The sequence below is a fragment of the Candidatus Accumulibacter sp. ACC007 genome (genome assembly GCF_907163205.1).
GTDB lineage: Bacteria > Pseudomonadota > Gammaproteobacteria > Burkholderiales > Rhodocyclaceae > Accumulibacter > Accumulibacter regalis.
Map to the genome: position 1 here is coordinate 100,235 of NZ_CAJQUD010000008.1, position 26,898 is coordinate 127,132.

Sequence of the window (26,898 nt, forward strand, 5' to 3'; positions counted from 1 at the left end):
GAAGCACTTCCGCCTGCCTCTCCCGCAACGGGACGACGCGATCAACAGGGTGCTGGCGAAAATCCCGGGCTCACGCCTCGGCAGATGCCGAGCTCACTTGCTCGGTGGCCACCGCGTTAGGGAACCCGGCTGCGGCCAGGCCGTCGTGCGGCGCAGAGCCGACCAGTTTCAGACCACCCGAGCGCGTCCATTCAGCCAGGGGCCTGCGCGACCGGGCAAGCAGGGCTTCGGCCGATTCGCCAGCGGCGCTGAGCGCTCCCAGCCAGCCATTGCGGCCAGCGCCCTTCACCGCGTAGAGCGCCGCATCGGCAATGTTGACTGCCGCCGGCCAGTCGAGAGCGGCGGCATGCTGCGTTGACAGTGGAAAGCAGCAGAAACCGGCCGAGCAGGTTCTGGACAGGAAGCGGCCATCGCCGAGATCGAAAGGGCGTTCGGCCACGGCGGCGCGCGCCCGCTCGGCAAGGTCGGCCGCGTGCGAGCGCGGCGTCGAACGCGCCACGACGAGGAATTCTTCGCCACCCCAGCGAACCAGATAGTCGGTGTCGCGGAAGACGCGGCGCAATCGCTCGCTCACTTGCCTGATCACCGCGTCCCCCGCGGCGTGACCATAGCGGTCGTTGACCTCCTTGAAGCCGTCGATGTCGAAGAGGAAGAATATCAACCCTGCGTCCTCGCGCAACTTGGCTCCGTACTTGAAGTGGCTCTCGTGCTCTCGCACCGCCAGGGCGACGTCGGCGTCGATGTGCTGGGTCAGGAAGCGACGGTTGCGCAAGCCGGTCAAGGGGTCGGTCAGGCTCGACTCTTCCAGTGCCGCCGATTCACGCTGCAGCGCCAGTGTCAGCGTCTCGAGTTCGGCCGTGCGTTCGCGCACCATTCGTTTCAGCTCGCCCTGGCGCAAGCGCAAATTACGGGTACGCAAGCGGACCAGCGCATTGACCATCGCCACCAACACGGAGAGCACCAGCAGCTGGAACCACCAGCTTTGCCACCAGGCAGGCATGACGCGCACCTTGATCGCCAGCTCGTGCGGACTCCAGGCACCGCTGCGCTTGCTGGCGCGCACGCGCAGGACATAATCGCCGGGATCGAGATTGCTGTAACTGGCAAGCCGCGAATCGGCAGAGCTGTCGATCCAGTCGGGATCGAATCCCTGCAACTGGTAGGCATAGCGAAGGCGGCCCGGATCACTGTAGTCGAGCGCCGAAAACGTCAGGCTGAAGCTGCGCTGCTCGGGCGCCAGCGTGAGGCCAGTGAGGATTCCGCCGGCCGACACGCGCTGCCCGTTGATGCTCAACTCGGAGACCAGCAAGGGTGGCGCATACACCGAGGCGTCAAAGCGCTCCGGCCGGACGACCAGGATTCCCCTGCTGCCGCCGAACAGCAAGCGACCATCGTGCGTCCTGGCGTACGAATAGAACCAGCCGGTGCCCAGGTCTGCGCCATCCGCCGCGGTCAGTTCGTGCAAGCGGTCGCTCGCCGGATCATAGACGTACATGTGCGTCCAGATACGGCCGCGCGCATCGCTGATCAAATTGGCGCCGAAGGGGCGGCTGACGACGCCGTGCCGTTGACTGATGCGCTCGAAACGCGCGCGCTGGCCGTCCCAGCTGCGCATGCGATGCAGCCCGGTCACCGCGGTGTCCAACCACAGTGTCTGTTGCCGATCGAAGAGCAGCCCGATGACGCTGGGATTGGCGAGCTCGGCACCCGCTTCTGCCTCGACCCGTCGCAACTCGCGCTCACGTGCAGCGACACGAAAGAAGCCCTTGCCGCTGCCGACCCATAGGTCGCCGTCAGGTCCTTCGGCGATGGCGCTGATTTCCGCACGCAATGGCTGCCCACCCTGACGAGCAACGCGAACGACCTGCTCTACGCCGGGGCGCAGGCGAAACAGCCCATCCACCGTACCGACCCACAAGCTCCCGTCGCTGCCGGCCAGCAAACGCGTCGTCGGGCCACCGGCGTGCGGCAGGCGGCGTAGCTGTCGGCGATGGCCATCACTGCTGAACTGATACAACTCGGCATCAGTACCGAGCCAGACGGTGCCATCGCCCGCCTGGACCATCGCCGTCACCCGAAGGGGTGACGGCGCCTGCTTCGCCGCCGGCGAAGCGGTCACGGCTTCCCCGGCGCTCCCTGCTTGCAAGGCGTCGATGGCGCGCAACTGGCCGTCCATCACGGTCACCCCGCCCTGCTGTGTGGCGACCCAGATTTCGCCATTATCAATTTGCAGCAGGCTGCGCACGTCGGACGAGGAAAACGGGCTGTCCGCTTGCAGATCGGCGCTGCGCAGCCACAGGCTACGATTGTTGCTGTCGTGACGCTGCAGACCGAGGCCGAAGCCCGCCACCCAGATCACCCCGGAGTGGTCGAGCAGTAAGCTGGTCACCTCGTTGCCGGACAGACCGGCGGGGCGGCGCGGGTCGTGTTGCAGTCGCTGCAAGAAGCGGCCGTCGCGTGGGTCGCGAACTTCGATGCCCGACGAGCGGCCAACCCACAGCGGACCACCCGGAACCTCGACGAAACTCGACACAGCGCTGCTGCCGGCCGTTTCCGCTGCCTGTTCGAGCAGCAGGCCCTCACCGGTGACGGGATCGATGATCGCCAACTCGCCTTGCTGCGTGCCTACCCAGAGGCGCCCGTCCGACGCCTCGAACAGGGCCTGAACCAGGCGACCGGCGAGATTGGCGCCAGCGCCGGGATCGTGGTTCGAAAATACCGCCTCGAAGCGATCGCTGCCGGGGAGCCGGCGGCTCAAGCCGGACCAGGTGCCCACCCATAGTGTCCCTCGCCGGTCAATCAGCAGCGCGCTCACGCGATCGTCGGGCAGGCTACCGGCTTGTTGCGAATGGCGGTAGTTGGCCGAACTTGCACAGTCGGAGCCAACGTGCTCCAGCCCTCCCCCCTCGCTACCCACCCAGATGCCGCCGGCACCGTCCTCGGCCAGCGCACGAATCGTCGGCTTCACGCTGCCGTCGCGGTCGCTGTTGCCAAGGCAGGGAGTGACCCTCTCGCTCAGCGGTTCATAGACCGCCAGCCCGTCCCACTCGGTGCCTATCCACAGGCGGCCATCGCTGCCTCCCAGCAGCGCGCGGATCCATCCCAGGGTACGCGCGGCAGGGTCCGGGCTGTCGCGTTCCTGGACGCGGAACCTGTAGCCGTCGTACCGCACCAGGCCGTCGCCCGTGGCGATCCACAGGAAGCCGGCCCGGTCCTGAGCCACCGTCGGCACGACGTAGCGCGGAATGACCCCGACGCCGACCGAAGCGAAACGCGGCTCGAGGAGCGGGTTCTCGACATAGGCCGACGGAGGGGACTCGGCGTGCAGCGCAGTTGCCGCAAACAGCGCGATCCCCGGCAGCCGCAGGAGTCTTGCGATGACCGTGCACAGCACTGCGCCCAACGCGCCGCCAGTCTGCGCACCAGCGACCCTGGCGCTTCGCCAAATGGATACGAGCAGCACTGACCGTCGAGGCGCAGCGTCCGTCATCTGACGGAGTCACGGCGCGCGGAAGGCAAACCGCTGACGGCAAGCAATCGCGAGGTCGAAAACATGGGACATTGTAGCCAGCAAGACCCTACTCGCGCCAGTGCTGCCCACTGGCGATTGTCCGCCACTCACTGCCCTTGCCAATAACGACGATAGTCGCTCCGGTAAGACGAAAGATCGAGCCTGCCGACAAGTTGGACGCGTACCGCGCCATCGGCATCGCTACGCCAGACGCGACTTCCGGCGTAGCGGGCGACGACATCCGGGCGCGGATGCTGATAGCGGTTGCGATAGCCGACGGGAATGATCACTTCGCGGGCGCCAACGCCGGCAATGAACGCCGGCGTCGACGACGTGCCACTGCCGTGATGCGGTACCAGCAGGACGTCGCTGCGCAGCAGTTCCGGCGCCCGCGCGAGGAGTTGCTGCTCGTCGCGGGCCTCGATGTCCGAGGTCAGGAGAACGCTGCCCGACGCATTTTCCACGCGCAGCACGCAACTCATGTTGTTGGTCTTGCCGCCCTTGCGCGGGTAGTCGGTGGCGTCGGGGTGGAGCATCGTGAAGCGCACGCCATCCCACTCCCAGGCCTGGCCGGCCACGCAGAGCTCACCCTCCAGTTCGGGCAGCGAGCTGAGCAGGCGGCCGATCGGCAAGGCTTCGCGGATCGCCACCAGGCCACCCGAATGATCCTTGTCGCGATGGGTGACGATCAGCGTGTCGAGGCGGTCGACGCCGGTGGCGCGCAGGTAGGGGACGACGATGCGCTGCCCGGCGTCCGACTCGGCACTGTACAGCGGCCCGGTGTCGTAGAGCAGCGTGTGCCCGGCGGTGCGTACGACCACCGCCAGCCCCTGCCCGACGTCGAGCACGTCGACCCAGGCGTCGCCAGGCGCCGGTCGTGGGGCCGGCCAGAACAGCGCCGGCAGCAGCAGACAGAAGCCGAGCCAGCGCGCCGGAAAACCGCGTGGCAGCAGCAGGCACAAGACCCCGAGCAAAGCCAGCAGCGTCGCCGCCAGCGGTGGTGCCGGCTGTTGCCACAAGGGCCAGCGCGCGAGCCATTCGAGAAACACCATCAGAAAGGACAACAGCCAGTGATCGAGCTGCAGCAGCGGTGGCCAGGAAGTCAGCGCGAAGAGTAGGGCCAGCGGGGTGATCAGAAAGCTGACCACCGGAATCGCCAGCGCGTTGCCCAGCGGCGAGACCAGCGAAAACTGCTGGAAGAGGAGCAAGAGCAAGGGCAGCGTCCCGATCGTCACCGCCCACTGCGTCGTCCCCCAGTGGGCAAGCGTCGCGCGCCAGCCGCGCCGCTCGCCGACCCGTGCCGTGCCAACGAAGAAGAGCACGCCGACAGCGGCGAACGAGAGCCAGAAACCTGGCGAAAGAACGGCCCAGGGATCGAGCAGCAGGACCAGCAACAGCGCCAGCAGGAGGCTGCGACTGGCGCCGAGGTTGCGCCCCGACCACAGCGCCAGCGCGACGACGCTCAACATGTAGAGCGTGCGCTGCGTCGGCACGGCAAAACCGGCGAGCAAGGCATAGCCGAAAGCGGCCAGCCAGCCGGCGGCGATCGCCGCCTTCGGCGCCGGCAGCAGCAACATCAAGCGCTCGCTACGCCGCCAGAGCCAGCCGACCAGCGCGGCAAAAAGCGCGGCGACCATGGTCACGTGCAGGCCGGATATCGACATCAGGTGGGTGACGCCGGTCTGCCGGAAGACGCGCCACTGCTCTGGCGAAATCGCCTGCTGGTCGCCGATGGCCAGCGCGGCGAGAATCCCGGCATACGGCGCGTCGGGCAGAACCGTGCGGAACGAACCGCGAATGTGCTCGCGCAAGCGCTCGATCGCGTAACCAGGCCGGAGAACGAAGTCGTCGAGCCGTTGCGCCACGGCTTTCGGACGCACGTAGCCGGTCGCCCTCAGTCCACGCTCGAAAAGCCAGGCCTCGTAGTCGAAACCGTGCGGGTTGGCATTGCCGTGCGGCCGTTTCAGGCGAACGGTCAACCGCCAGCGCTCGCCCGGGCGAACATTGGGCGCTACGGCGGGCGCTGCGGTCGCCGCTTCGTGCCCCTCCTCGGCGCGCTGGCCTTTGTACCAGGAGAGCATGATTCGCCGCGGCACCAACGCCTGCGGCGGGTCGACCGACTCGACGGCGAAGGCAAAGCGCTCGCCGTTCTCGAAGCCCTGCGGCAAGCCGGCGACCACCCCGACCAGCTGCAGATCACGGCTTTCCCATTCTGTCGGCAAGCGCTCCTGCAAGCGCTGCCCGGCAAGCAGCGCCGCCCATGCCACGCCCAGCAGAGCGCAGGCCAGCAGCGAAAGGGCACGCCAGACGAGCGGCGCCGGCTGTCGACGCGAGCCCGCCCAAAGCAGCCAGGCAGATGCGCCAAGAAGCGTCGCCACGACCAGCGCAGAAGGCGGCAGGCTTCCCCGAGTCTGGAGAAGCCCGACCCCCATGGCGAAGGCAAGAATGTTGAAGCGCATGCGGCATTAAACCGGAAATCCGGGCGCCAACGCGCATTTCTTCCGCGCACGAGCAGTGCGCCGCCGCTTGCTCCAGGACTACGCCGTCGTTTCGTGATCCATGCCCATGAGCGCGACGCCGGCCACCGTCAATACCGCTGTCCAGTGCAAGACGACGATATCGCGATGCGCCTGGCGCGCGCGTGCGGGGTGCGTGCGTGCCGCGTGTCGGCCGTGGCGCGCCAAGGGCAATCAGGCGAGCTTGAAGCGGCGAATCTCGGCGTCCAGCCCTTCCGAAAGGCTTTCGAGCTGCGCCGCAGTGCCGGCATTTCCGGCAACCGCCGCACAGTTCTCCTCGGCCATGTGGGCGACACGCTCGACGTTGCGGGCGATCTCGGCGCTGGCGACGCTCTGTTCGCGCAGCGCGCTCGATATATGCGCCACGCTGTCCACCACTTTCCTGGCGTTGCCGCCAATTTCGCCGATCGACTCGCCCGCCTGCGTGGCCAGGGCAACGCCCGCGCTGACACGGCTGACGCCGAGCTGCATGCTGCTCACGGCATCGCGCGACCCCTCCTGAATGGCGGCAATCATGCTCGAGATCTCCTGCGTCGAGCGCGTCGTACGTTCGGCGAGCTTGCGCACCTCGTCGGCGACCACTGCGAAGCCACGACCCGACTCACCCGCACGCGCCGCCTCGATCGCTGCGTTCAGCGCCAGCAGGTTGGTCTGATCGGCAATTTCCTTAATCACATTGACGATCGCCGAGATTTTCTCCGAGCGCCCACCCAATTCGGCGATCACCGACGCGGCGTGGTTCACCACCTCGGCGATGCGCTCGATCTCCTGCACCACCTCGCCGACAACGCGGCCACCATCGGACGACAGTTCGTCGGCGCGGCCGGCCAGCCGGTTGGCGTCGTCGGCACTGAGCGAGAGGCTTTCGATACCTGCCGTCATTTCCTCCACCGCCGCCGCCATCGCCGAAGCGGCATCGCTCTGCTGCGTGCTGCTGCTGGTGATACTCCCCGCCGATGCGGCAAGTGTCTTGGTCGCCGCGAGCACTTCCCCGGCGCTGCGCTGGACCTTGTGAATCAGCGTGCGAAAACCCTGCGTCATTTCGTTCAGGCTGTCGCCGACGAGTTTGAGTTCGTCACGGGTGCCGAGATCAACGGTAACGCCAAGGTCGCCGGTGGCAATCGTCCGCGCGTTGGCTGCCAGGCGCTTGATGCTGCCGATGGTCGCAAAATAGAGACCAACCGACACGTAAGCGTAGATCAGCAGGATGAGAACGACGACGGCAATACTCAGGCCCAGCTCCCGCTGCGCCCGCTCGACGCGCTGCCGCAGCAGCTGTTCGAGGGTCGGGAAGAGGATCTCGAACATGTCCTTGTAGCCCTTCTCGATCACCCGGGTGGTCACCGCGAAGTAGACCGCCGGCAGCATCTGGTAGCGCTCGGCGAGGATATCGTCGTTCACCATGGTGGTGAACTGTGCAGCCGCCGTGCCGATGTCATTGCTCGCCGCTTCCAGTGCCGGCCGCAGGCCAGGATTGTAGTGCGCGGTCTTGTCGAGGTTTTGCCGCAGCCCGGTGACCGCCGTATTGAGCCCGGCCAACGCCGCCGCCAGTTCAACCTGCTGCGCCATGGCCAGCGGTTCCTTCCGGGTCAGCGCACCGGTGCCGATGGCCCGCAACTGCCCCATGCTCTCCAGCGCCAACGGCAGTTCGTCGATCAGCGTATCGATGAGGTAGCGCGAATCGATGTCGGGGTCGTTGGTCAGGGAATTCTGATCGCCGATCACGCGCTGGAAACGAGCGAGTTCTTCGATCAGAGCGCTGTGCCGCAGGAAATTCTCGCGCGCCGCCAGCTTGAGGCCTTGTTGCTGGATCGTCGCCCATGTGGCCAGCACTTTTTGCCACGGATCCGCCACTGCCAGTCGTGGCGACAGGCTCGCTGCGACCGCTTGCAGCGCTTCGCCAACCTCCTTCTCCCTGGCGGCGCGCCTGTATTCCATCCTCTCGTCGCCATTGAGAACGCCCGACGAGAGCCCGCGATGGACCTGCAAATGCTGCACCAGAGTGGCCATCGGCTTGATCATTTCGAGACTGGCCAGCTCTTGCTGCGAACGGTCGATCACCCGCTGCTTGATCAGGTAGAGGTTCGTCCCGACGATACCGATCGCGATCAGCGCCAGCATCCCGATGACCGTGAACTTTTTCGTGTAACCAAGACGGTTGAGCAAAGCAATGGCCGGGGCGAAAAGGGTCTGCATGGTGATCCGTCTCCAATGTGTGCCGCAGGAACCTTAACGGCAGCGCGCGCCGAAACTTTAGGCGTTGGGAAGGATTTCAGCCTTCGGACGGCTGCAGGCGACCGTCGCGCAGGATCAGGATGCGCTCGGCACGGCCGGCAAGTGCCGGGTCGTGGGTGACGACGACGAAGCTGGTCTGCCGCGAGCGGTTGAGCGCCAGCATCAGCTCGAAGACGCCGGCGGCGGTTTGCCGATCGAGGTTGCCGGTCGGCTCGTCGGCAAGGACGCACGCCGGCTTGGTGACCAGCGCGCGGGCAATCGCCGCCCGCTGACGCTCGCCCCCCGACAATTCCGACGGGGTGTGCTGCAAGCGGTGGCCGAGACCGACCTCGGCGAGCACGGTCGCCGCCCGCGCTTCGGCGTCGGCCTTGGGCATGCGCCGGATGATCAGCGGCATGGCGACGTTCTCGAGCGCGGTGAACTCGGCCAGCAGGTGATGAAACTGATACACGAAACCCAGGTGGCGATTGCGCAGCGTCCCGCGCTGTGCGTCGCTGATGCTCTGCAAGTCCTTGCCCATCAACTGCACGTTGCCGGCACTCGGCGCGTCCAGGCCGCCGAGCAGATGCAGCAGCGTGCTCTTGCCGGAACCCGAAGCGCCAACGATGGCCACGCGTTCGCCGACCTCGATTTCGAGATCGACGCCGAGCAGGACCTCGACTTCGCTGTCGCCCTGGCGATAGATCTTGCTCAGCCCCTGACAGGCCAGAACCGGCTCACTCATAGCGCAGCGCTTCCGCCGGATTGACCCGGCTCGCCCGCCAGCTGGGATAGATTGTCGCCACCAGCGCGAGCACGAAAGCCACGCTGACGATCGTCGTCACGTCGCTCCACTGCAGTTCGGAAGGCAGGTTCGAGATGTAATAGACCTCCTTGGCGAGGAACTGCGTGCCGAGCATGCGCTCGATGAACGGCACCACGACATCGACGTTGAGCGCCAGCGCCACCCCGCCAGCGACGCCCAGGCCGAGGCCGATGAAGCCGATCAGCGCGCCCTGCACGATGAACACCATCATGATGCTCATCGGGCTGGCGCCGAGCGTGCGCAGGATGGCGATGTCCGCCTGTTTGTCGGTCACCGCCATGACCAGCGTGGACACGATGTTGAAGGCAGCGACGGCGACGATCAGCGAGAGGATGATGAACATCATGTTCTTTTCGATTTGTACGGCGCGAAAGAAATTGGCGTGGCTGCGCGTCCAGTCGCTGATGAAGGCGTTGATCGGCAGGGAAGTGGCCAGAGTGCGCGCCACCTGTGGCGCCTTGAACAGATCGTCGAGTTTCAGGCGCACGCCGGAAACACGGTCGTCCATGCGGTACAGGCGCTGCGCGTCGGCGAGGTGAATCAGCGCCAGGCCGCTGTCGTACTCGTACATGCCGACTTCGAACAGGCCGACGACGTTGAACGTCTTCAGGCGCGGGATCACCCCGGCGGGCGTCACCACGCCCTGCGGAGCGATCAGCGTCACCCGGTCGCCGACGAGGACGTCGAGCGCGCGCGCCAGCTCGCTGCCGAGGATGATGTTGAAACTGTCCGGCTGCAGGTCGTCGAGCTTGCCGCTCTTCATGTGCGGGCGGAAATCGGCGACCCGGTCTTCCTGGTCGGGAAGAATGCCGCGCACCATCGCGCCACGCACCGCCTGCCCGTAGGAGAGCATGGCCTGCGCCTGCACGAAGGGCGCGGCAGCGAGGACCTGCGGATGTCCGGCCGCCTGCTCGGCAACAAACTGCCAGCCGACCATTTCGCCGCTGCTGCCGGTGATCTGAACGTGCGAGACGACGGCCAGAATGCGCGAGCGAAGCTCGGTCTGAAAGCCGTTCATCACCGACAGCACGACGATCAGCGCGGCGACGCCGAGCGCGATGCCAAGCATGGAAATCAGCGAGATGAAAGAAATGAAGTGATTGTGCTTCTTGGCGCGCGTGTAGCGCAGGCCAATCAGCAGCTCGTAGGGAAGGGCCATCAGCGGCAGGAACTCATCTCAGGTTGGTGGTTCGAAGCGCCGAAACGGCAAAGCCGCTATGCTACACTTTTCCGCCAGCGACTGCCCATTCAGCCCTCCCCGCGCGATGCCCGGCCGTCTGCAGGCCATCCGCCCGGCGCAGCCATTACTTCGTTCACCGCCACATCGCCCCGTCGTCCACCCTTTCGTCTCCTCCGGCCAGCCCTCATGCAGCTCACCCTTGTCGTCCCCGAACTCGTCTGGCCCGAACCCGACGACCGCGAGACCTTCGACGCCCTCGCCTGCCCCGGACTGAACACGCTGATCGCGCGCAGCCGGCTGCAGCGGCGAGCGCCGCAGTCCTTCGAGGCAACGCTTGGCGACGCCTTTGGCCTTGCCGGCAACGTCCCCTGGGCCGCTTTTCGCGTCCTCGGCGAGAAGCAGGCGCCAACGCCCAGCGGAGCCGACCCCTGCTGGCTCTGTGCCGACCCGGTACATCTGCGCCTGCACCAGGAAAAACTCATTCTTGCCGACGCCGGCAGTCTCGACATCAGCAGCGACGAGGCGCGGGAAATCACCGCCGAACTCAATCGTCAGTTCGCCGACATCGGTACCTTCCATGTCGCCAGCGCCGATCGCTGGTATCTGCAGCTCGCCGGCGAAACCGATCTCGGCCACTTCGACGTCCCGCCGCTGTCGGTCGTCGCCGGTCGCCGGCTCGACCGGCAATTGCCCGCCACGCCACAGGCGCGCCACCTGCGGCAACTGCTCAACGAGGTGCAAATGGTTCTCTACGGCCAGCCGGCCAACGAACGGCGCGAGGCGACTGGCCGCTCGACGATCAACAGCCTGTGGTTGTGGGGCGCCGGCGTGCGGCCCGCAGCCAGCACCAACGCCGGCGCCGGCAATTTTGCCGGCGTCTGGGGCGAGGACGTGCTGACCTGCGGCCTCGGAAAAGCTTTCGGCGTCCCGACGCGGGCGCTGCCCGACGACCTCGGCGCCCTGCTCGCACAGGCAGCCGCCGACAGCCGGCAACTGCTCGTTCTCGATGCGCTGCAGCGCCCTGTGCAATACGAGGACGCCGACGCCTACCGCAACGCACTGGCCAGACTCGAGGTGCGCTGGTTCGCGCCGCTGCAAAAAGCGCTCGCCGGCGGCAGGATCAAGCACCTGCGTCTGCAAGCCTCGACGGCCTACGCAACGCTGGCCTGGGAAAGCGGCCGCGGCGAGCAGTGGCAACTGTGGCGTCGCCCACGACCGCTGGCAGCGACCGCGCAGGCGCTGGCGCGGGAGGGTGATGGATGACGCAAATCGTCAGCCGTCGCGTCTCGCAGCGCGTCCAGTGGCAACTCGAACAACAGGGCCTTCACCCCCTGCTGGCGCGCATCTATGCGGCACGCGGCATCGTCATGCGCAGCGAGCTTGACTACGAGTTCCAGTCGCTGCTGGCGCCAGACCGCCTGGCCCACTCTGGCACCGCTGCGGGCCTCCTCGCCGACGCCATTGGCCGGCAGGCGAAGATTCTTATCGTCGCCGACTACGACTGTGACGGGGCGACCGCGTGCGCGGTCGGCATCCGGGCGCTGCGCGCCTTCGGCGCGCGCGTCGACTACCTGGTCCCCAACCGCTTCACCTACGGCTACGGCCTGTCGCCGGACATCGTCGACCTGGCGGCAAAAAGCAGCCCCGACCTGATCGTCACCGTCGATAACGGCATCGCCAGCGTCGACGGCGTCGCCCGCGCCCGCGAACTGGGCATCGCCACGCTGATCACCGACCATCATCTGCCGGGTGACGAGCTGCCCGCCGCCGAATGCATCGTCAATCCCAACCAGCCCGGCTGCGACTTCCCGAGCAAGTCGCTGGCCGGCGTCGGCGTGATGTTCTACGTGATGCTCGCGCTGCGCGCCGAGTTACGCCGACGGGACTGGTTTTCCGAGGCCAGCGGCAGAAGCGAACCCAAGCTGGCGGCGCTGCTGGATCTGGTCGCCCTGGGCACCGTTGCCGACGTCGTCAGACTCGACCACAACAACCGGGTGCTGGTCAGCCAGGGCCTGCAGCGCATCCGCCAGGGTCGCCTGACGCCCGGTATAGCGGCGATTTTTCGCGCCGCCGGCCGCAACCCGGACCAGGCGTCGAGCACCGACCTCGGCTTCATGATCGGCCCGCGCCTGAACGCCGCCGGCCGCCTTGCCGACATGTCGCTGGGCATCGAATGCCTGATCACCGACGACCCCGGGCGGGCGATGAACATTGCCCAGCAACTCGACGCGCTCAATCGCGAGCGACGCGAGATCGAGGCCGGCATGCAGGAACAGGCGCTGCTGCAGATCGAAAAAGCGGGCGCCGACGCAGCCGCTGACCCGGCGGCCATCGGCGTCTCGCTGTTTGACGCCGACTGGCACCAGGGCGTCGTCGGCATCGTTGCCGCGCGCATCAAGGAAAGACTGCACCGGCCGGTTTTTGCCTTCGCCCGCGGCGAGGGTGATGGCGGCGAAATCAAGGGCTCGGGTCGTTCAGTCGCCGGCCTGCACCTGCGCGACGCGCTCGATCTGGTCGGCAAACGCGCGCCGGGCCTGCTGCTTCGCTTCGGCGGGCACGCGATGGCCGCCGGGGTGACGATCCGGGAATGCGACCTGCCGCGTTTCCGCGAACTGTTCGCGCAGGTTGCCGAGGAGTTGCTGGCACCCGCCGACCGCACGCGCACGCTGGAAACCGACGGCGGCCTCGAATCAGGCTATTACTCGATCGCCACCGCGCGCCTGCTTGAAGCCGAAGTCTGGGGCCAGGGTTTTCCGGCGCCGCTGTTCGCCGACGAGTTCGTCGTCGAAAGCCAGCGCATCCTCAAGGACAAACACCTCAAGATGCGCCTGCGCAAAGGCGAGCAAAGGCTGGACGCGATCCAGTTCAACTTTTCCCAGGCCCCGGGCAGCACCATCCGCGCCGCCTACCGGCTGGCGATCAACGACTTCAACGGCGTGCAGACGCCGCAGTTGATGATCGAGCATTTCGAGAACCGCCCGAGCCACGCGCGCCACCCGGCGTAAAAAAGCGAGTGCCGAATGTCGCCAGACGGCAAGGCCGCAGCGGCGACCGCGCCTCGCCAGCCGCTCAGAGATCGTAGATCCAGCTGGCGATCACGAAGTAGTTGAGGACCCCGAAGATGTCGATGGCGGTGGTCACGAATGGCCCGGTAGCGACGGCTGGATCGACCTTCAAGCGCTGGAAGATCATTGGCAGGAGCACCGCGAGCAGGGCCGCGCCGGTCATGTTGACCAGAATCGTCAGCCCGACGACCTCGCCCAGCGCGAGACTTTCGTGTATCAGGTAACCGTAGACGGCCAGGATCACCCCGTAGAAAGCGCCCAGCAGGAGACCCACGCGCAGTTCCTTGAGCACCAGCGGCACCGTGTCGCGAACGTCGATCGCACCGGTCGCCAGGCCGCGCACGGCGACGGTTGCCGACTGGACACCGACGTTTCCGGCCATGCCCATTACCACCGGCAGGAAGGCGCCGAGCACCAGCACCTCGGCGAGAATCACCTCGTATTGCCCGATCACGGCCGTCGCCGCGAGACCACCAACGAACGCGGCCAGCAGCCAGGGCAGGCGTATCCTGGCGATCTTGAACGCCGAATGCGTGAGCGTCTCCGACTCGTTCGTCCCGGCCATTTTCAGGATGTCGCGGGTCGTCTCTTCTTCGATGACATCGATGACGTCATCGACGGTGATCATGCCGACCAGGATGTTCTCTTCGTCGACCACCGGGACGGCGAGAAGACGGTATTTGTCGACCAGCATGGCGGCGGCCGTCTGATCGTCATCGGTGCTCACTTTCATGACGCGGCGATTCATGATCCTGTGCAGTGGCGTATCGACGGCGGTCAGCAGGAGTTGGCGCAGCGAGACGACGCCGGACAGGTGTCCCGATTCGTCGGTCAGGTAGAGATAGAAGACCATCTCGACGTCGTCGTGGCTGCGGATGTTCTCGATCGCCTCTTCCACCGTCAGCGCATGCGACAGCGAGAAGATGTCGGTGGTCATGATGCCGCCGGCCGTGTCCGGGTCGTATTGCAGCAGGCTCTCGACTTCGTCCTTGCTTTCGTGCCCGAGCAGGGCCATCAGTTGCTCGCGCTGATCTTCCGGCAGGTCGCCGATCAGGTCTGCGAGGTCGTCCGGTGGCACATGCTCCAGGACGCCGGCCAGCTTCTCGACCTTTGTCTCGCTCAACACCTGCCGACGCAAGTCCCGCGGCAACTGGCTGAAGACGTCGGCTGCCTCCTCGGCATCGGCAATCGCGCAGAACACGCCAACTACATGCGCCGGGGGTAGATCGTCGAGAACCGAGGCCAAATCCACGGGATGGACCTTGGAGAGCATCTTCTGCAACGACGCGCGTGCATCGCGAACGTACAGTCGATCGATCGTCTCGACCAGCCGCTTCTTCTTCGTCTCGTAGGCAGCAGAAGCCGCGGGTCTGCTCTCGATGTTGATTTGCATAACCATTTCCCCCGTCGACGTGGCATTCGAGAAACTGCAGCCCGCCAGTGTAGCCACAGGCGAGGGGGCGGTCCATCCTCTTGGCTCGAAGCAGACCTTTTTCCGACCACTTTCTGCTCCGGGCACGCGACTGCGGGCGGCAGGCTGCGGGCTGCAAGGTCCGGGTCGCGGCGCAAGCCTGTGCCGCGCTACACAAGGCCCGGAAAAGCGCGCGCCGAAAACCGACGGCGGCCAGACAGCGCAATGGATGAGCGGGCATTTCGAGAATCGGCCGGACTGAGGGGACAGCCGGCAAGCCAGCGCCAGAGCCCGGTTGCCGTGCCGGCCCCCTCGACCCGACCGGTCAGACAGAAGCAGGCAGCGCCTACGCAAACTCCACGGTTCTTCTGCGCTCCCTCTCGACGCGGCGCTCGCGGTTGCCCACAGCATCGATGAAGCCGCGTTGCATGGCGTGCATCTGTCGGCGATCGTCTTCCCGGCGGTCATCGAAGTGGGCGTAGCGGCATTGACACGCGTCCACGTCACAATTCCTCAAGGGCAAGCGAGGCGCATCGCTGGCCAGGAATCGCTGCCCGCCAAGCTGCCGTACCGCGGCACAGGCCTTCTTGCCGCGCCTTATCGAGACGCCATGGAACGGCTGCTGGGAATCAGCCTGAGGCTTCTCCCGCATGGGCGCCGGTTGCGCGCGCGCGCGCCAGAAAAACCAGGCCGCAACGCCAAGCAAACCGGAAAGAACAATCAGCCAGACCAACATGGTTTCCTCCCAAGATCAGATTTTTCATTTGAACACACTGCGGGCACGGCGCTGCATTCATGCTGCACGGTCAAGCGCCTGAGCCCGCCAGTTGCAGAGAGCCTCCTCGACACCTGCCTCGCCGTCAGAATAGCAATAAATAGTCATAATATCAGCAGCCAGCGGACGAAAACCTGGCCTAAAACAGGGTTTTCCCCTGAACATGCCCAGCCCGCGCGCAGATCGCCCATGAACCGTCGGAGCGATCTCCTGCGCAAGACGAAGGCCGAACGGGTCGAGGCCGCCTCAAACGCCGCTGATCGAGACCACCCGCCTTTGATACAGCGTCGCCGTCGGGTATTCCGCTGGCGACGCTGCCACCCGCAGCGACCGGGCCGCCGCGGCAAAGGCGATCGGGTCACGGCGCTGCAGAGTACATAGCGCCACGTACGGCAGCTCCCACCAATGGCTGGCCAGCAGGTCCGCCGCCACTTCCTCGGGAAAGCGCATGCCCACCACCCGTGCCGGATTGCCCGCTGCAATGTGGTAGGGGGGAACGTCCCGGGTCACCATCGCATTGCCGCCGATGATGGCGCCGGTCGCCACCGTCACCCCGGCCATGACCACCGCTCCGTGACCGACCCAGACGTCGTGTCCGATGTTGGCGTAGTGCTCTGGCTCCTGAAACGGGCTGACGTAGCCGTGTATCAAGGCGGGGCTGGTAGAAGCCCAATCGGTGGGGTGCGCGCGGGGGTCCTCACCGAGCGAAACGTTCTGACCGATCGAGCAGAAGCGACCGATGCCCCCAACCATGTTGAGCGAGCCACTGCGAACATAGCTGTGGGCGCCAATCCGCAGCGGCTGCTCAGGACCATTGATGGCAGTGACGCGCGCACTGCCGAGCGATGCCGGCAGTTCGATGCACAGAAAACAACGATGGCGCACCTGGGCGAGCGTTGCCAGCTTCAGGCCAGCACGACGAAGCCGGGCCGCATCGCGATAGAGCTGGAAGCGTGTCAGGAGGCTCATGAACGGGATTCCACAATCAAGATGCAGTCATGGCAACAAGAATGCGGCACCGCACTAGACCTTGAAGCGCCCGACCAGGGCGTTCAGCGTCACCGACAGGGACTCGAGATGCTTCGCCGCCTGATTCACCCCATTGACGGCGGCAGTGTTCTCCTGGCTCATCTGCGCAATTCTCTCGACGTTGTCGGCGAGCAGGTTGCTGGTGGCGCTTTGCTCCTGCAAGGCCGACGAGATCTCCGAGACCGCACCGAGAACGCTCTGGCTACCGGCTTCGATGTGGGTCATTGACTCGCCCGCCCGGGCCGCCATGCGCACGCCTTCGTCCAGCTGGACACCGCCTTCGCTCATTCCCTGGATGGCCCCCCGCGCACCATTCTGGATGGCCTCGATCATCCCCGCGACCTTCAGCGTGGCCGCCGTCGTACGCTCGGCCAGCTTGCGGACCTCATCGGCGACGACCGCAAAACCACGCCCCTGCTCGCCGGCGCGTGCCGCCTCGATGGCTGCATTCAGGGCCAGCAGATTGGTCTGATCGGCGATCTCCTTGATCACCTTGACGATCACCGATATTTCCTCCGACTGCTCTCCGACCCCGGCGATCAGCTGGCTGGAATGCTTGAAGGTGTGGGCAATCTTGTTGATCTCCACGATCGCCCCTTTCACCACCAGCGCGCCGTCGCGCGACAGCGTGCCGGCCTCGGCCGCCATGCGGCGAGCGTCGTCAGCACTGGACGACACCTGCCGGATGCTGGCGGTCAGCTCCTCTACCGCCGCGGCCATAGAAGCCGCCGCTTCGTTCTGCTGGTTCGACCCCTGCGAGACGTTCTCGGACGCAGTGCTCATCCGGGCGGCATCATCGGCAAGGCGTGTCGCGGCGTCGCGAATCTGGCGGATCACGGCATTCAGCGAACTCTGCATCTGCTTGACCGCAGCCAGCAGGCTGTCTTCGTCGCCGGCGCCGGTGCGCACCGTGTCGGTCAGGTCGCCCGCCGCAATGCGGCAGGTGACCTTGGCCGCGTACGCAGGCTCGCCACCAAGCAGGCGCATGATGTCGCGCTGGATGACGAAGGACAGCGTTCCGGCCAGCAGCAGACCGAAGAGAACGAGCACCGCGAAAGCGTCGCGTGCATTTTCGTAGCTGGCCTGTGCGCTGACGCCCTGCGCAGCCATGCGCTCGGCCGACAATTGCTCGACATGCGCAACCGCCTTTTCCATGCCGTCGCCGGTGGCCCGGTCCATCCCTTTGACCATGCGGTCGACCGCCTGCGCCGCGGCCTTGTCGTCCTGGAAGTAGAGCTTCAGCGCCTCACGGTACTTGCCGCCCATTTCCCTATGGTCGGCGAGCAGCTTGTCGACGTCGGCGGTGGCGATGGCGCGTTCCTTCATCGCCGCCGCAGCGATGGTCAACAAGGTCTGCACCTCCTTTTCCTCAGCCGTGAACTGGGCCAGGTATTTATCGAAGCTCGTCGGGTCGCCGCCGCGGATGAGGATGTTCTTCCACTCCTGCACCTGCGTCTTGAAGTGCGAGTGCGCGCTTTCGATGGCGATCAGCAAGGTCCGCTCGACCTTTGCCGCCTCGATATCGTCCTGAATTTCTCCAGCCATGTGGCGCATGCTGTAGATCCCGGTTCCACCGAGCGCCGCGAGCAGCACGGCGGTGACCACGGCGAGCAGGAGGAACTTGGCTTTTGTGCTGAGCTTGTACATGAAATGACCATCCTCGTTTTCTTGGTTCCGGGAATTACCGGGTACTCAAACCGCTCTACTGCGGCCCTCTCCCGGCCGGGCAATGGACCGGGCAGTAGTGACGCGCAGCCAGTGGTTCTGGTGCGCACGGATTCTATCCGCCTGACACCGATCAGCAAACCAAACTGCCGCTGCCCAGCCTCCGCTCGCCGAAGCAGCCGACCGGCCAATGGCGAGGCGCGTATATAATGGGCGGTTCATTCATCAAGCGATCAGAGAAAACATGGAAGCCGAACAACTAAACCTCATCGAAAACCGGCTCGACGACCTTGGTCAACGGGCCACCGAACTACGGAGGTATCTTTGACTACGACCAGAAAGCCGATGAACTTAAGGCCGTTTCGCTAGAACTCGAAGATCCGAAGGTCTGGGACGACGCTGAGCGCGCGCAGGAGTTGGGGCGCGAGAAGCGCACCCTCGAAAATGTCGTGCTGACGCTCGATGAGGTTGGCGATGGCCTGCGCGACGCCAGCGAACTCTTTGCCATGGCCCGCGACGAAGACGATGACGAAACGCTGCAGGCGATTGCTGCCGACATCGCAGGCATCGAAAGGAAAGTTGCCAACCTCGAGTTCCGGCGCATGTTCAACAACCCGGCCGACCCGCTCAATTGCTTTGTCGACATCCAGGCGGGCGCCGGCGGGACCGAAGCGCAGGACTGGGCGGCGATGCTCCTGCGCATGTATGTGCGCTACGCCGAGCGCAAGGGCTTTGCCGTCGAAGTGCTCGAAGAGTCCGAAGGCGACGTTGCCGGCATCAAGACCGCCAGCATCAAGCTCAGCGGTGAGTACGCCTACGGCATGCTGCGCTCGGAAACCGGCATTCACCGCCTGGTACGCAAGTCGCCGTTCGACTCCAACGCCCGCCGCCACACCAGCTTCTGTTCGGTGACCGCCTACCCCGAGATCGACGATTCCTTCGAAGTCGAAATCAATCCGGCCGATCTGCGTATCGACACCTACCGCGCGTCCGGCGCCGGCGGACAGCACATCAACAAGACCGATTCGGCGGTGCGCATCACGCACCTGCCGACCAATATCGTGGTCCAGTGCCAGAATGACCGCTCGCAGCATCGCAACCGTGCCGAAGCGATGGCCATGCTCAAGTCGCGCATCTACGAGGCCGAAATGCGCAGTCGCCAGGCCGAGCAGCAGAAACTCGAAGACGCCAAATCGGATATCGGCTGGGGCCACCAGATCCGCTCCTACGTTCTCGACCAGTCGCGAATCAAGGATTTGCGGACCAACGTCGAGGTCGGCAATACGCAAGGGGTGCTCGACGGCGACCTCGACCAGTTCATTGAAGCAAGCCTCAAACAGGGAGTGTGACCCGTGCAACGACCTTTTCTCAGCTTCGCCCTGGCCAGCATACTCATCGTGCCAACCTTCGCGCCGACCTTCGCCGCGTCGCTCGACGCCTATGTCGGCCAGCAACCGGAAGCGCTGCTCGCCGCGCAGCCGGATTTCGCCAAGGCCTACCGCAGCGCCGTCGGCGAGCTCGACCTGCCGGAATGGACGCAGCGACTGGCCGCCGGCAAGCGCGCCGAGCGCGTGGACATCGACGGCACCGGCTACGTCCTGACCTCGGCGTGCAGTTCGAGGGGCTGCCTCGACGAACACCTCTACGTCCTTTTCGACCCGCAAGGCGGGCGCGCCAGCGGTCTCTTCTTCCTGCCGCCAGCCAGCGACAATCCCGACGATACGCGAACCGCGTTTTCGCGCTGGTACGGAATGCCTGCCGACAAGGCTACGGCCAAGGCCATCGGCGCCTTCCTGCTCGAGCGTGCCATCGGCGACGCCCAGACACTGGCCACGCCAGCAAAGAACTGATCACCCGAGACCCCGCCATCATGTCCCACACCGACACTCCCCAGGACGGCTCAGCGCAGCAGGACGAGAATCGCATCATCGCCGAACGACGGGCGAAGCTCGCCGAGTGGCGGCAGACCGGCAGCGCCTATCCGAACAACTTCGCGCGCGAGAACACGGCCGGCAAGATCAACGAGCTCTACGCGGAAAAAGAGCGTGACGAACTCGCCGCCCTGCCGGTCGAAGTGCGCGTCGCCGGCCGCATCATGCTCAAGCGGGTCATGGGCAAGGCCTCGTTCATCACCCTGCAGGACCTCTCCGGACGCATCCAGGCCTACGTCAGCCGCGACCTGATCGGCGAGGAGGCCTACACGGCCTTCAAACGCTGGGACATGGGCGACATGGTTGGCGCCGTCGGCACGCTCTTCCGCACGCGCACCGGCGAACTGACCGTCGAATGCTCGCAAGTACGGCTGCTGGCCAAATCGCTGCGGCCGCTGCCGGAGAAGTTCCACGGCCTGACCGACCAGGAACAGAAATACCGCATGCGCTACGTCGACCTGATCACCAACGAGCGCTCGCGCTTCACCTTCGCCGTGCGCAGCCGCATCGTGCAGTCGATCCGCGGCTACATGGTGAACGACGGCTTCCTCGAAGTCGAAACGCCGATGATGCATCCGATCCCCGGCGGCGCGTCGGCAAAGCCCTTCAAGACGCACCATAACGCCCTCGACATGGAGCTCTTCCTGCGCATCGCGCCGGAACTGTACCTCAAGCGGCTGGTCGTCGGCGGTCTCGAGAAAGTCTTCGAGATCAACCGCAATTTTCGCAACGAGGGCATCAGCCCGCGCCACAACCCCGAATTCACGATGATGGAGTTCTACGAGGCGTACTCCGAGTATCGCCGCCTGATGAACTTCACCGAAGGGCTGCTGCGCCACAGCGCCCGCGAGGCTCTGGGCACTGAAGTCTTCGAGTATCAGGGCCGTACCCTCGACTTCGCCAGGCCTTTTGCGCGCCTGACGATCATCGAAGCGATCCGCAAGGACCAGCCCGGCTACAGCGTCGAGCAACTCGTCGACGCCGCCTGGCTGCGCGCCAAGCTGACCGCAATGAAGGTCGAGGTGGGTGCTGCAGCAGGCCTCGGCACGCTGCAACTCCTGCTCTTCGAGGAGACCGCCGAAGCCGGGCTGTGGGACCCGACCTTCATCATCGACTACCCCGCCGAGGTCAGCCCGCTGGCGCGGCGCAGCGACAGCAACCCGGAGATCGCCGAACGCTTCGAGCTGTTCATCGCCGGCCGCGAAATCGCCAACGGCTTCTCCGAGCTGAACGACCCCGAGGATCAGGCAGCACGCTTCCTCGAACAGGCCAAAGCCAAGGACGCTGGCGACGAGGAAGCGATGTACTACGACGCCGACTACGTCCGCGCGCTCGAATACGGACTGCCGCCGACCGCCGGCTGCGGTATCGGCATCGACCGCCTGATCATGCTGCTCACCGACTCGGCGAACATTCGCGACGTGATCCTCTTCCCGCAAATGCGACCCGAGTAGGTCGCCGAGCCAAGCGGCCGTGAACCCGCACGCAATCGTCATTGGCGCCGGGCTGGCCGGGAGCAGCGCCGCCGAAAGGCTGGCGGCGCGCGGCTGGAAAATCGACGTCATCGAGCGTGCCCACGAACCCGGCCAGGGGGCATCGGGCAACATCGCCGGCGTCCTGCGACCGCTCCCCTCGCTCGACGACAACCGCCTGGCGCGCCTGACCAGGGCGGGCTTCGAGCACGCCTGCCGCCATTTCGCGGCGCTGACCGCGGCCGGCCAGCCACTGCGCTGGGGACAGACCGGCGTCCTCCATCTGGCCCGCGACGAAACACACGCCGCGACCCAGCAGCGGGTCGTCGAGATCCGGAAGGCGGCAGCCGACGAGCTCTACTTCGTCGATCGTCAGCAGGCGCGAAAGCTCGCCGCCTGGCCAGTGGCCAGCGGCGGCTGGTGGTTCCCCGGCGGTGGCTGGGTCGACCCGGGGTCGCTGTGTCGCGCCAACGTCGCCCGCTACGCCAACGCGATCAGCGCCCACTACGACACCGAGGTCGCGCACATCGACCGCCCGGCCGGTCTCTGGCGCGCCCGCAACGCCGCCGGCGAAGTGATCGCCGCCGCGCCGGTGCTGATCCTCGCCAACGCAACGAGCGCCCGATATTTTTCCGTCACCGCCCATCTGCCGCTGCGCGCAGCGCGTGGGCAGGTTTCGCACCTCGGCGCGAGGCCAGGATCGGCCCCCGACGTCGTCGTCTGCCGGCTCGGCTACGTGACACCGGCAATCGACGGCCTGCGCTGCGCCGGCGCCACGTTCAGCGTCGACGATGGAGAAGCCGCGCTGCGCGAAGCCGACCACAGCGAAAACCTGGCCAAACTCGACTTCATCCTGCCCGGCTACGGCAAGGGGATCGAGGCGCGCGACCTCGCCGGCCGCGTCGGCTTCCGGCCGCTATCGCCAGATCGCCTGCCGATGATCGGCGCCGTCGGCGACGCCGCGGCGATCGACCCCGACGCTCCCTCCCGGCCACTCGCCGAAATGCCGCGCCTGCCGGGCCTCTACCTGATCAACGGCTTCGGCGCCCGCGGCATCGTCTGGTCGGCGCTCGCCGGCGAACTGCTCGCCTGCCTGATCACCGCCGCGCCGCTGCCGCTGCCCGACGACCTGGTCAACGCCGTCGACCCCGGTCGCTTTCTGCTGCGCGGCAGGAGCCGGCGGCAACGCGCCGACAGCCAGCCGTCACGGCCAGGAGCACGGTGACGCGGCAGTCCAACGTCTTGGCCTGGCCGACAACCCGCAAAAAGAAGTCTGCCACCGCCGTTTCCACGGCAGCGGCAGACAAGGAGCCGGCGACAAGACGAGAACGCAATGTCTGGCGCGGCCCACACCCTCCTCCTGTGGTGTTGACAATGGCCACAGCAAACGCAGCCTGCCTGCCAGCCAACCAACAGCCATCCCGATCGCTTGTTGCTTGCCGGTGCACGAAATGGGTGGCCAAGATCCTCCAAGCAAATCTCGTGCCGCAACGACAAGCGCCTGCTTTATTGCCCATTCCGCCGTCGCCGAGAACACGACTGTAAGCTTTGTCGACAGCATTCGTCTGCGCTGGCCAGTGGTACCGGCAAAGCCCGCCGAGCAAAGCGGCCGGCTGGCAACAGCGGCAAGCTGTGGTGCTAAGATGCTGCCCAGTCGACACACCGCACAAACCCACCCAGAGAGGAAGCGCATGAAACTCGAAACCCTCGCCGTCCACGCCGGCTACAGCCCCGAAGCAACGACCAAGGCCGTCGCCGTGCCGATCTACCAGACGACCTCGTACTCGTTCGACAGCACGCAGCACGGCGCCGACCTGTTCGACCTCAAGGTGGCTGGCAACATCTACACGCGGATCATGAACCCGACGCAGGACGTGCTCGAAAAGCGTGTTGCCGCGCTCGAGGGCGGCGTCGGCGCGCTGGCAGTTGCCTCGGGGCAGGCGGCGATCACTTACGCCATCCAGACGATTGCCGAAGCGGGCGACAACATCGTCTCTGCGGCGACACTCTATGGCGGCACCTATAACCTTTTCGCCCACACGCTGCCACAGTACGGGCTCGACGTACGCTTCGCCGACTACGCCGATCCGGCCAGCTTTGAAAAGCTGATCGACGACAAAACCAAGGCCCTTTACTGCGAATCGGTCGGCAACCCGCTGGGCAACGTCACCGATTTCGAGCAGCTCGCCGAGATTGCCCACCGCCATGGCATCCCCTTGATCGTCGACAACACCGTCCCCTCGCCCTACCTCTGCCGGCCGTTCGAACACGGTGCCGACATCGTCGTGCACTCGCTGACCAAGTACATCGGCGGTCACGGCAACTCGATCGGCGGCATCATCGTCGACAGCGGTCGCTTTCCCTGGGCCGAGCACAAGGCGAGGTTTCGGCGGCTCAACGAACCCGACGTTTCCTACCACGGCGTGGTGTATACGGAGGCGCTCGGCCCGGCAGCCTTCATCGGTCGCGCCCGTGTCGTGCCGCTGCGTAACATGGGTGCGGCGATTTCGCCGTTCAACGTCTTCCTGATCCTGCAGGGACTGGAAACCCTGCCCCTGCGCATGGACCGCATTTGTGCCAATGCCGAAAAAGTCGCCGCCTACCTGCAGGGACACGCCAAGGTGGCGTGGGTCAACTACGCCGGCCTGCCTGACCACCGCGACCACGCGCTGGTCGAGAAGTACATGCAGGGCAAGGCTTCCGGGATCCTCACCTTTGGCGTCAAGGGCAGCGATTGCAGCGCTGCCGAAGCCGGTGCACGCTTCCAGGATGCGCTGCAACTGTTTACCCGCCTGGTCAATATCGGCGATAGCAAGTCGCTGGCCTGCCACCCGGCGTCGACCACCCATCGTCAACTCGCGCCGGCAGAACTGGCCAAGGCCGGCGTTTCCGAGGAAATGGTTCGCCTGTCGATCGGCATCGAGCATATCGACGACCTGCTTGCCGATCTGGAGCAGGCACTGGCTGCCGTCTGACGGGACCGGCAGGTTCTGTCGATGGGCTGATGCGCGCCTGCCATCACCCGCTTTTCGGGCGCGCATCGGCGGGAATTCTGGAGTAGGATGCGCTCATCTTCCTGCGCGCAAGCTGCCCGTTGATGCCCAATAGCCCCGTCCAACTACCTCTCGTCGATCTCTGTGCCGATGATGCCGAGGTCGGGCGTTATGCGGCACTACTCGACAGCCTGGGAATCGGGCTGCTGGTTTTCAACGCCGACGCCAGCTTGCAGCTCCGCAATCCGCAGGCGAGCAGTTTGCTCGGCAATACGGAAACCCGGTGGGAAGACGAGAATGGCGTCGCCCTGAGCGCCGACCAACGCCTCGAAATGCAGGTCCTGCGAACCCGCCAGGCGGTCCGGAAACGAACCATCGGAATCAAAAAGGAGGCCTCGGCCGCAGCCACTCGCTGCAACGCCAGCGCTTTCCCGGTGTTGGCGGAAGACGGCAGCCTGCGCTGCGTTCTGCTCACCCTGCGCGACCTCGGCCCGCCGTCGACGCAAGCGGGCGAAGCCCTGCAACGGGAAGCACAGGACCCGCTCACCCGCATCTACCCGCAGGCCGATATCGTGCAGCTGCTCGACGACGAGGGCCGCCGGTCAACACGTTATGGCACGCCGTTCTCGCTCGCCCTGATCGGCATCGATCACTTCCCGGAGTTTTGCCGGCAGCGCGGCGCGCAGGCCGGCGAACGCGCACTGGCCGAGGTCGGCCGATTGCTCTGTGCAGGTCTGCGCAATGCCGACATGGTCGGACGCTTCCGCGTCGACCAATTCCTGCTGATCCTGCCCAACGTGCGCGTGCACGACGCCACCAGCGGACTCGAACGTCTGCGTGAGCTGGTCGAAACACGGCACGCGAACAGCGCCGCGGAGGCATTGACGATCAGCGGCGGAGTCAGCGAGTTCACCAGCGAGGACTCGGCGGCGCTGATCGAACGTCTGCGCTCGCTCCTCGCCGCGGCGCGTGACGCCGGAGGCAATCGGCTCTGCGTCAACCTCGATTTCTTCTAGAGTGGTGTTGCACGCAGTAGGGGAAACCCGAAGGTCATTGCGAGAAGGCAGCGCAATGGAGCCGGTGAAATCCCGCCACGACACGGGGTCTTCCTCTTTTCCCCGCGCCGGCCGATCACGACAGATGCGGCAGCCCGAGATACTCGCGCGAGCGCATCTCGGTCAGCCGGCTGGCCGTGCGGAAGAACTCGCTGGCCTGCGTACCCTCGGTATAGAGCTGATCCGGCTCGCAGTCGGCGGTGGCGATCAGCTTGACCTTGTGATCGTAGAAAATATCGACCAGCCAGGTGAAGCGCCGCGCCTCGGAGGCCATGGTCGACGACATCCGCGGGATCGCCGAGAGCAGAACCGTATGGTAGCCAAGCGCCAGTTCAAGGTAATCGTTCTGCGAACGCGGACCGCCGCAGAGCGCCTTGAAGTCGAACCAGATGACGCCGTTGCCCCGCCGCAAGGTCGGGATCTGGCGACCAAGAATCTCGACGCTACCGCCGGCGGCCCCCGCTCCGGCCGCAATGCTGGTGAAGTAGCCGGCCATCTTCGACTCGGCAGCGGCACCCGCCGGGTAATGGAAGATCTCGACCTGCTCGAGCGTCCGCAAGCGGTAGTCGACGCCGGAATCGATCTCCAGAACGTCCATACGCGACTTGATCAAAGCGATCGTGGGCAGGAAGTTTTCGCGCTGCAGGCCATTCGGATAGAGCCTGTCGGGCGGATAGTTGGAGGTCATCACGAAGACCACGCCGCGTTCGAAAAGCGCGTCGAGCAAACGGCCGAGGATCATCGCATCGGCGATGTCGGAGACGTGGAACTCGTCAAAGCAGAGCAGCCGCAGCTGCCTGGCAATGCGCTCGGCCAACCGGGCCAGCGGATCCTTTTCGCCCTTCAACTGCTTCAGCTGGCGATGGACGTCGTGCATGAAAGCGTGGAAGTGCACCCGCCGCTTGCGACGATAGGGGACCGCGTCGTAGAAGCAGTCCATCAGGAAGCTCTTGCCGCGACCGACCCCGCCCCAGAAATAGACGCCGCGCGGCACTGGCGGCGGCGCAAGGAAGCGGCGCAGCTTGCTGCTTCGCCCGACCTTGAACGACAGCAGCTCGTAGTACAGGCGCTGCAGACGCTCGGCTGCGGTGCGCTGCGCGGCGTCGGCGGTGAACTTGCGCGACGACAGCACGCGCTCGTAAGCGTCGAGCATGCCACGCTCGGGAACCTTGAGAATTCTGTGGGGCATCAGCGTCTTTCCGGCACTCGGAGGCCATTTGGCCACTCCTTGCACCTGGCTCGTTGGACGGCGGGG

Annotated in this window: 19 protein-coding genes; 8 read left to right on the forward strand and 11 right to left on the reverse strand. The window is 65.6% G+C overall.

What is annotated here, in order from left to right; all coding sequences use genetic code 11:
• Nucleotides 1-70: 70 nt before the first annotated feature.
• The 6 genes from QZ634_RS16560 to QZ634_RS16585 form a co-directional block, all read right to left on the reverse strand.
• Nucleotides 71-3,394 (reverse strand): ligand-binding sensor domain-containing diguanylate cyclase, encoded by a 3,324-nt coding sequence (locus tag QZ634_RS16560; RefSeq protein WP_291990678.1) that lies wholly within the window; start codon nucleotides 3,392-3,394, stop codon nucleotides 71-73.
• 224 nt (nucleotides 3,395-3,618) lie between these two features.
• On the reverse strand, nucleotides 3,619-5,970 hold the full coding sequence (locus tag QZ634_RS16565; RefSeq protein WP_291990300.1) for a DNA internalization-related competence protein ComEC/Rec2: 2,352 nt from the start codon (nucleotides 5,968-5,970) through the stop codon (nucleotides 3,619-3,621).
• A gap of 78 nt (nucleotides 5,971-6,048) precedes the next feature.
• On the reverse strand, nucleotides 6,049-6,195 hold the full coding sequence (locus QZ634_RS16570; protein ID WP_291990302.1) for a hypothetical protein: 147 nt from the start codon (nucleotides 6,193-6,195) through the stop codon (nucleotides 6,049-6,051).
• A 6-nt stretch (nucleotides 6,196-6,201) separates the two neighbouring features.
• The gene (locus QZ634_RS16575) at nucleotides 6,202-8,223 is read right to left on the reverse strand and encodes a methyl-accepting chemotaxis protein (protein WP_291990304.1); all 2,022 of its coding nucleotides are present in this window, start codon (nucleotides 8,221-8,223) and stop codon (nucleotides 6,202-6,204) included.
• 76 nt (nucleotides 8,224-8,299) lie between these two features.
• Nucleotides 8,300-8,986 carry a lipoprotein-releasing ABC transporter ATP-binding protein LolD gene (gene lolD / locus QZ634_RS16580; protein WP_291990306.1) on the reverse strand — a complete coding sequence of 229 codons (687 nt, stop codon included), beginning with the start codon at nucleotides 8,984-8,986 and terminating at the stop codon, nucleotides 8,300-8,302.
• Complete coding sequence (locus tag QZ634_RS16585; RefSeq protein WP_291990308.1) at nucleotides 8,979-10,226, reverse strand: lipoprotein-releasing ABC transporter permease subunit; 1,248 nt, start codon at nucleotides 10,224-10,226, stop codon at nucleotides 8,979-8,981. The genes lolD and QZ634_RS16585 overlap by 8 nt, the downstream gene beginning before the upstream one ends.
• 207 nt (nucleotides 10,227-10,433) lie before the next feature.
• Here QZ634_RS16585 and QZ634_RS16590 point away from each other — a divergent pair, with 207 nt between their 5' ends.
• Nucleotides 10,434-11,510, forward strand: a complete 1,077-nt coding sequence (locus tag QZ634_RS16590) for a hypothetical protein (protein ID WP_291990310.1) — start codon at nucleotides 10,434-10,436, stop codon at nucleotides 11,508-11,510.
• Nucleotides 11,507-13,252 carry a single-stranded-DNA-specific exonuclease RecJ gene (recJ, locus tag QZ634_RS16595; RefSeq protein WP_291990312.1) on the forward strand — a complete coding sequence of 582 codons (1,746 nt, stop codon included), beginning with the start codon at nucleotides 11,507-11,509 and terminating at the stop codon, nucleotides 13,250-13,252. The genes QZ634_RS16590 and recJ overlap by 4 nt, the downstream gene beginning before the upstream one ends.
• 64 nt (nucleotides 13,253-13,316) lie before the next feature.
• Here recJ and mgtE read toward each other — a convergent pair whose 3' ends face one another.
• The 4 genes from mgtE to QZ634_RS16615 all read right to left on the reverse strand — a co-directional run bounded on the left by mgtE (nucleotide 13,317) and on the right by QZ634_RS16615 (nucleotide 18,174).
• Nucleotides 13,317-14,705 (reverse strand): magnesium transporter, encoded by a 1,389-nt coding sequence (mgtE, locus tag QZ634_RS16600; protein WP_291990313.1) that lies wholly within the window; start codon nucleotides 14,703-14,705, stop codon nucleotides 13,317-13,319.
• Nucleotides 14,706-15,069: 364 nt separating this feature from the next.
• Nucleotides 15,070-15,459, reverse strand: coding sequence for a hypothetical protein (locus QZ634_RS16605; RefSeq protein WP_291990316.1), 390 nt, complete (start codon nucleotides 15,457-15,459; stop codon nucleotides 15,070-15,072).
• 285 nt (nucleotides 15,460-15,744) lie between these two features.
• A complete protein-coding gene (locus QZ634_RS16610; RefSeq protein WP_291990318.1) occupies nucleotides 15,745-16,467 on the reverse strand; it encodes a CatB-related O-acetyltransferase in 723 nt (240 codons plus the stop codon).
• Between the two features lie 54 nt (nucleotides 16,468-16,521).
• Nucleotides 16,522-18,174: a methyl-accepting chemotaxis protein gene (locus tag QZ634_RS16615; RefSeq protein ID WP_291990320.1), complete on the reverse strand. Its 1,653-nt coding sequence runs from the start codon at nucleotides 18,172-18,174 to the stop codon at nucleotides 16,522-16,524.
• A gap of 262 nt (nucleotides 18,175-18,436) precedes the next feature.
• Between QZ634_RS16615 and prfB the strand changes: the two genes are divergently transcribed.
• The 6 genes from prfB (at nucleotide 18,437) to QZ634_RS16645 (ending at nucleotide 25,604) form a co-directional block, all read left to right on the forward strand.
• Nucleotides 18,437-19,541, forward strand: a protein-coding gene (gene prfB / locus QZ634_RS16620) for a peptide chain release factor 2 (protein ID WP_291990322.1) whose coding sequence is annotated in 2 segments (ribosomal slippage) — nucleotides 18,437-18,517 and nucleotides 18,519-19,541 — 1,104 coding nt in all. Because the reading frame shifts where the segments join, the coding sequence is not laid out codon by codon here.
• A gap of 3 nt (nucleotides 19,542-19,544) precedes the next feature.
• Entirely contained in the window at nucleotides 19,545-20,042 is a 498-nt protein-coding gene (locus tag QZ634_RS16625) for an Ivy family c-type lysozyme inhibitor (protein WP_291990324.1), read from the forward strand.
• Nucleotides 20,043-20,062: 20 nt separating this feature from the next.
• Nucleotides 20,063-21,577, forward strand: a complete 1,515-nt coding sequence (lysS, locus tag QZ634_RS16630; RefSeq protein WP_291990327.1) for a lysine--tRNA ligase — start codon at nucleotides 20,063-20,065, stop codon at nucleotides 21,575-21,577.
• Nucleotides 21,578-21,596: 19 nt separating this feature from the next.
• The gene (gene mnmC, locus QZ634_RS16635; protein ID WP_291990328.1) at nucleotides 21,597-22,820 is read left to right on the forward strand and encodes an FAD-dependent 5-carboxymethylaminomethyl-2-thiouridine(34) oxidoreductase MnmC; all 1,224 of its coding nucleotides are present in this window, start codon (nucleotides 21,597-21,599) and stop codon (nucleotides 22,818-22,820) included.
• 466 nt (nucleotides 22,821-23,286) lie between these two features.
• Nucleotides 23,287-24,570 (forward strand): aminotransferase class I/II-fold pyridoxal phosphate-dependent enzyme, encoded by a 1,284-nt coding sequence (locus QZ634_RS16640; RefSeq protein WP_043563004.1) that lies wholly within the window; start codon nucleotides 23,287-23,289, stop codon nucleotides 24,568-24,570.
• A 122-nt stretch (nucleotides 24,571-24,692) separates the two neighbouring features.
• A complete protein-coding gene (locus tag QZ634_RS16645; RefSeq protein ID WP_291990331.1) occupies nucleotides 24,693-25,604 on the forward strand; it encodes a diguanylate cyclase in 912 nt (303 codons plus the stop codon).
• A gap of 115 nt (nucleotides 25,605-25,719) precedes the next feature.
• On the opposite strand, the gene zapE is transcribed toward QZ634_RS16645, so the two are convergent.
• Entirely contained in the window at nucleotides 25,720-26,832 is a 1,113-nt protein-coding gene (gene zapE, locus QZ634_RS16650; RefSeq protein WP_291990333.1) for a cell division protein ZapE, read from the reverse strand.
• Between the last annotated feature and the right edge of the window lie 66 nt (nucleotides 26,833-26,898).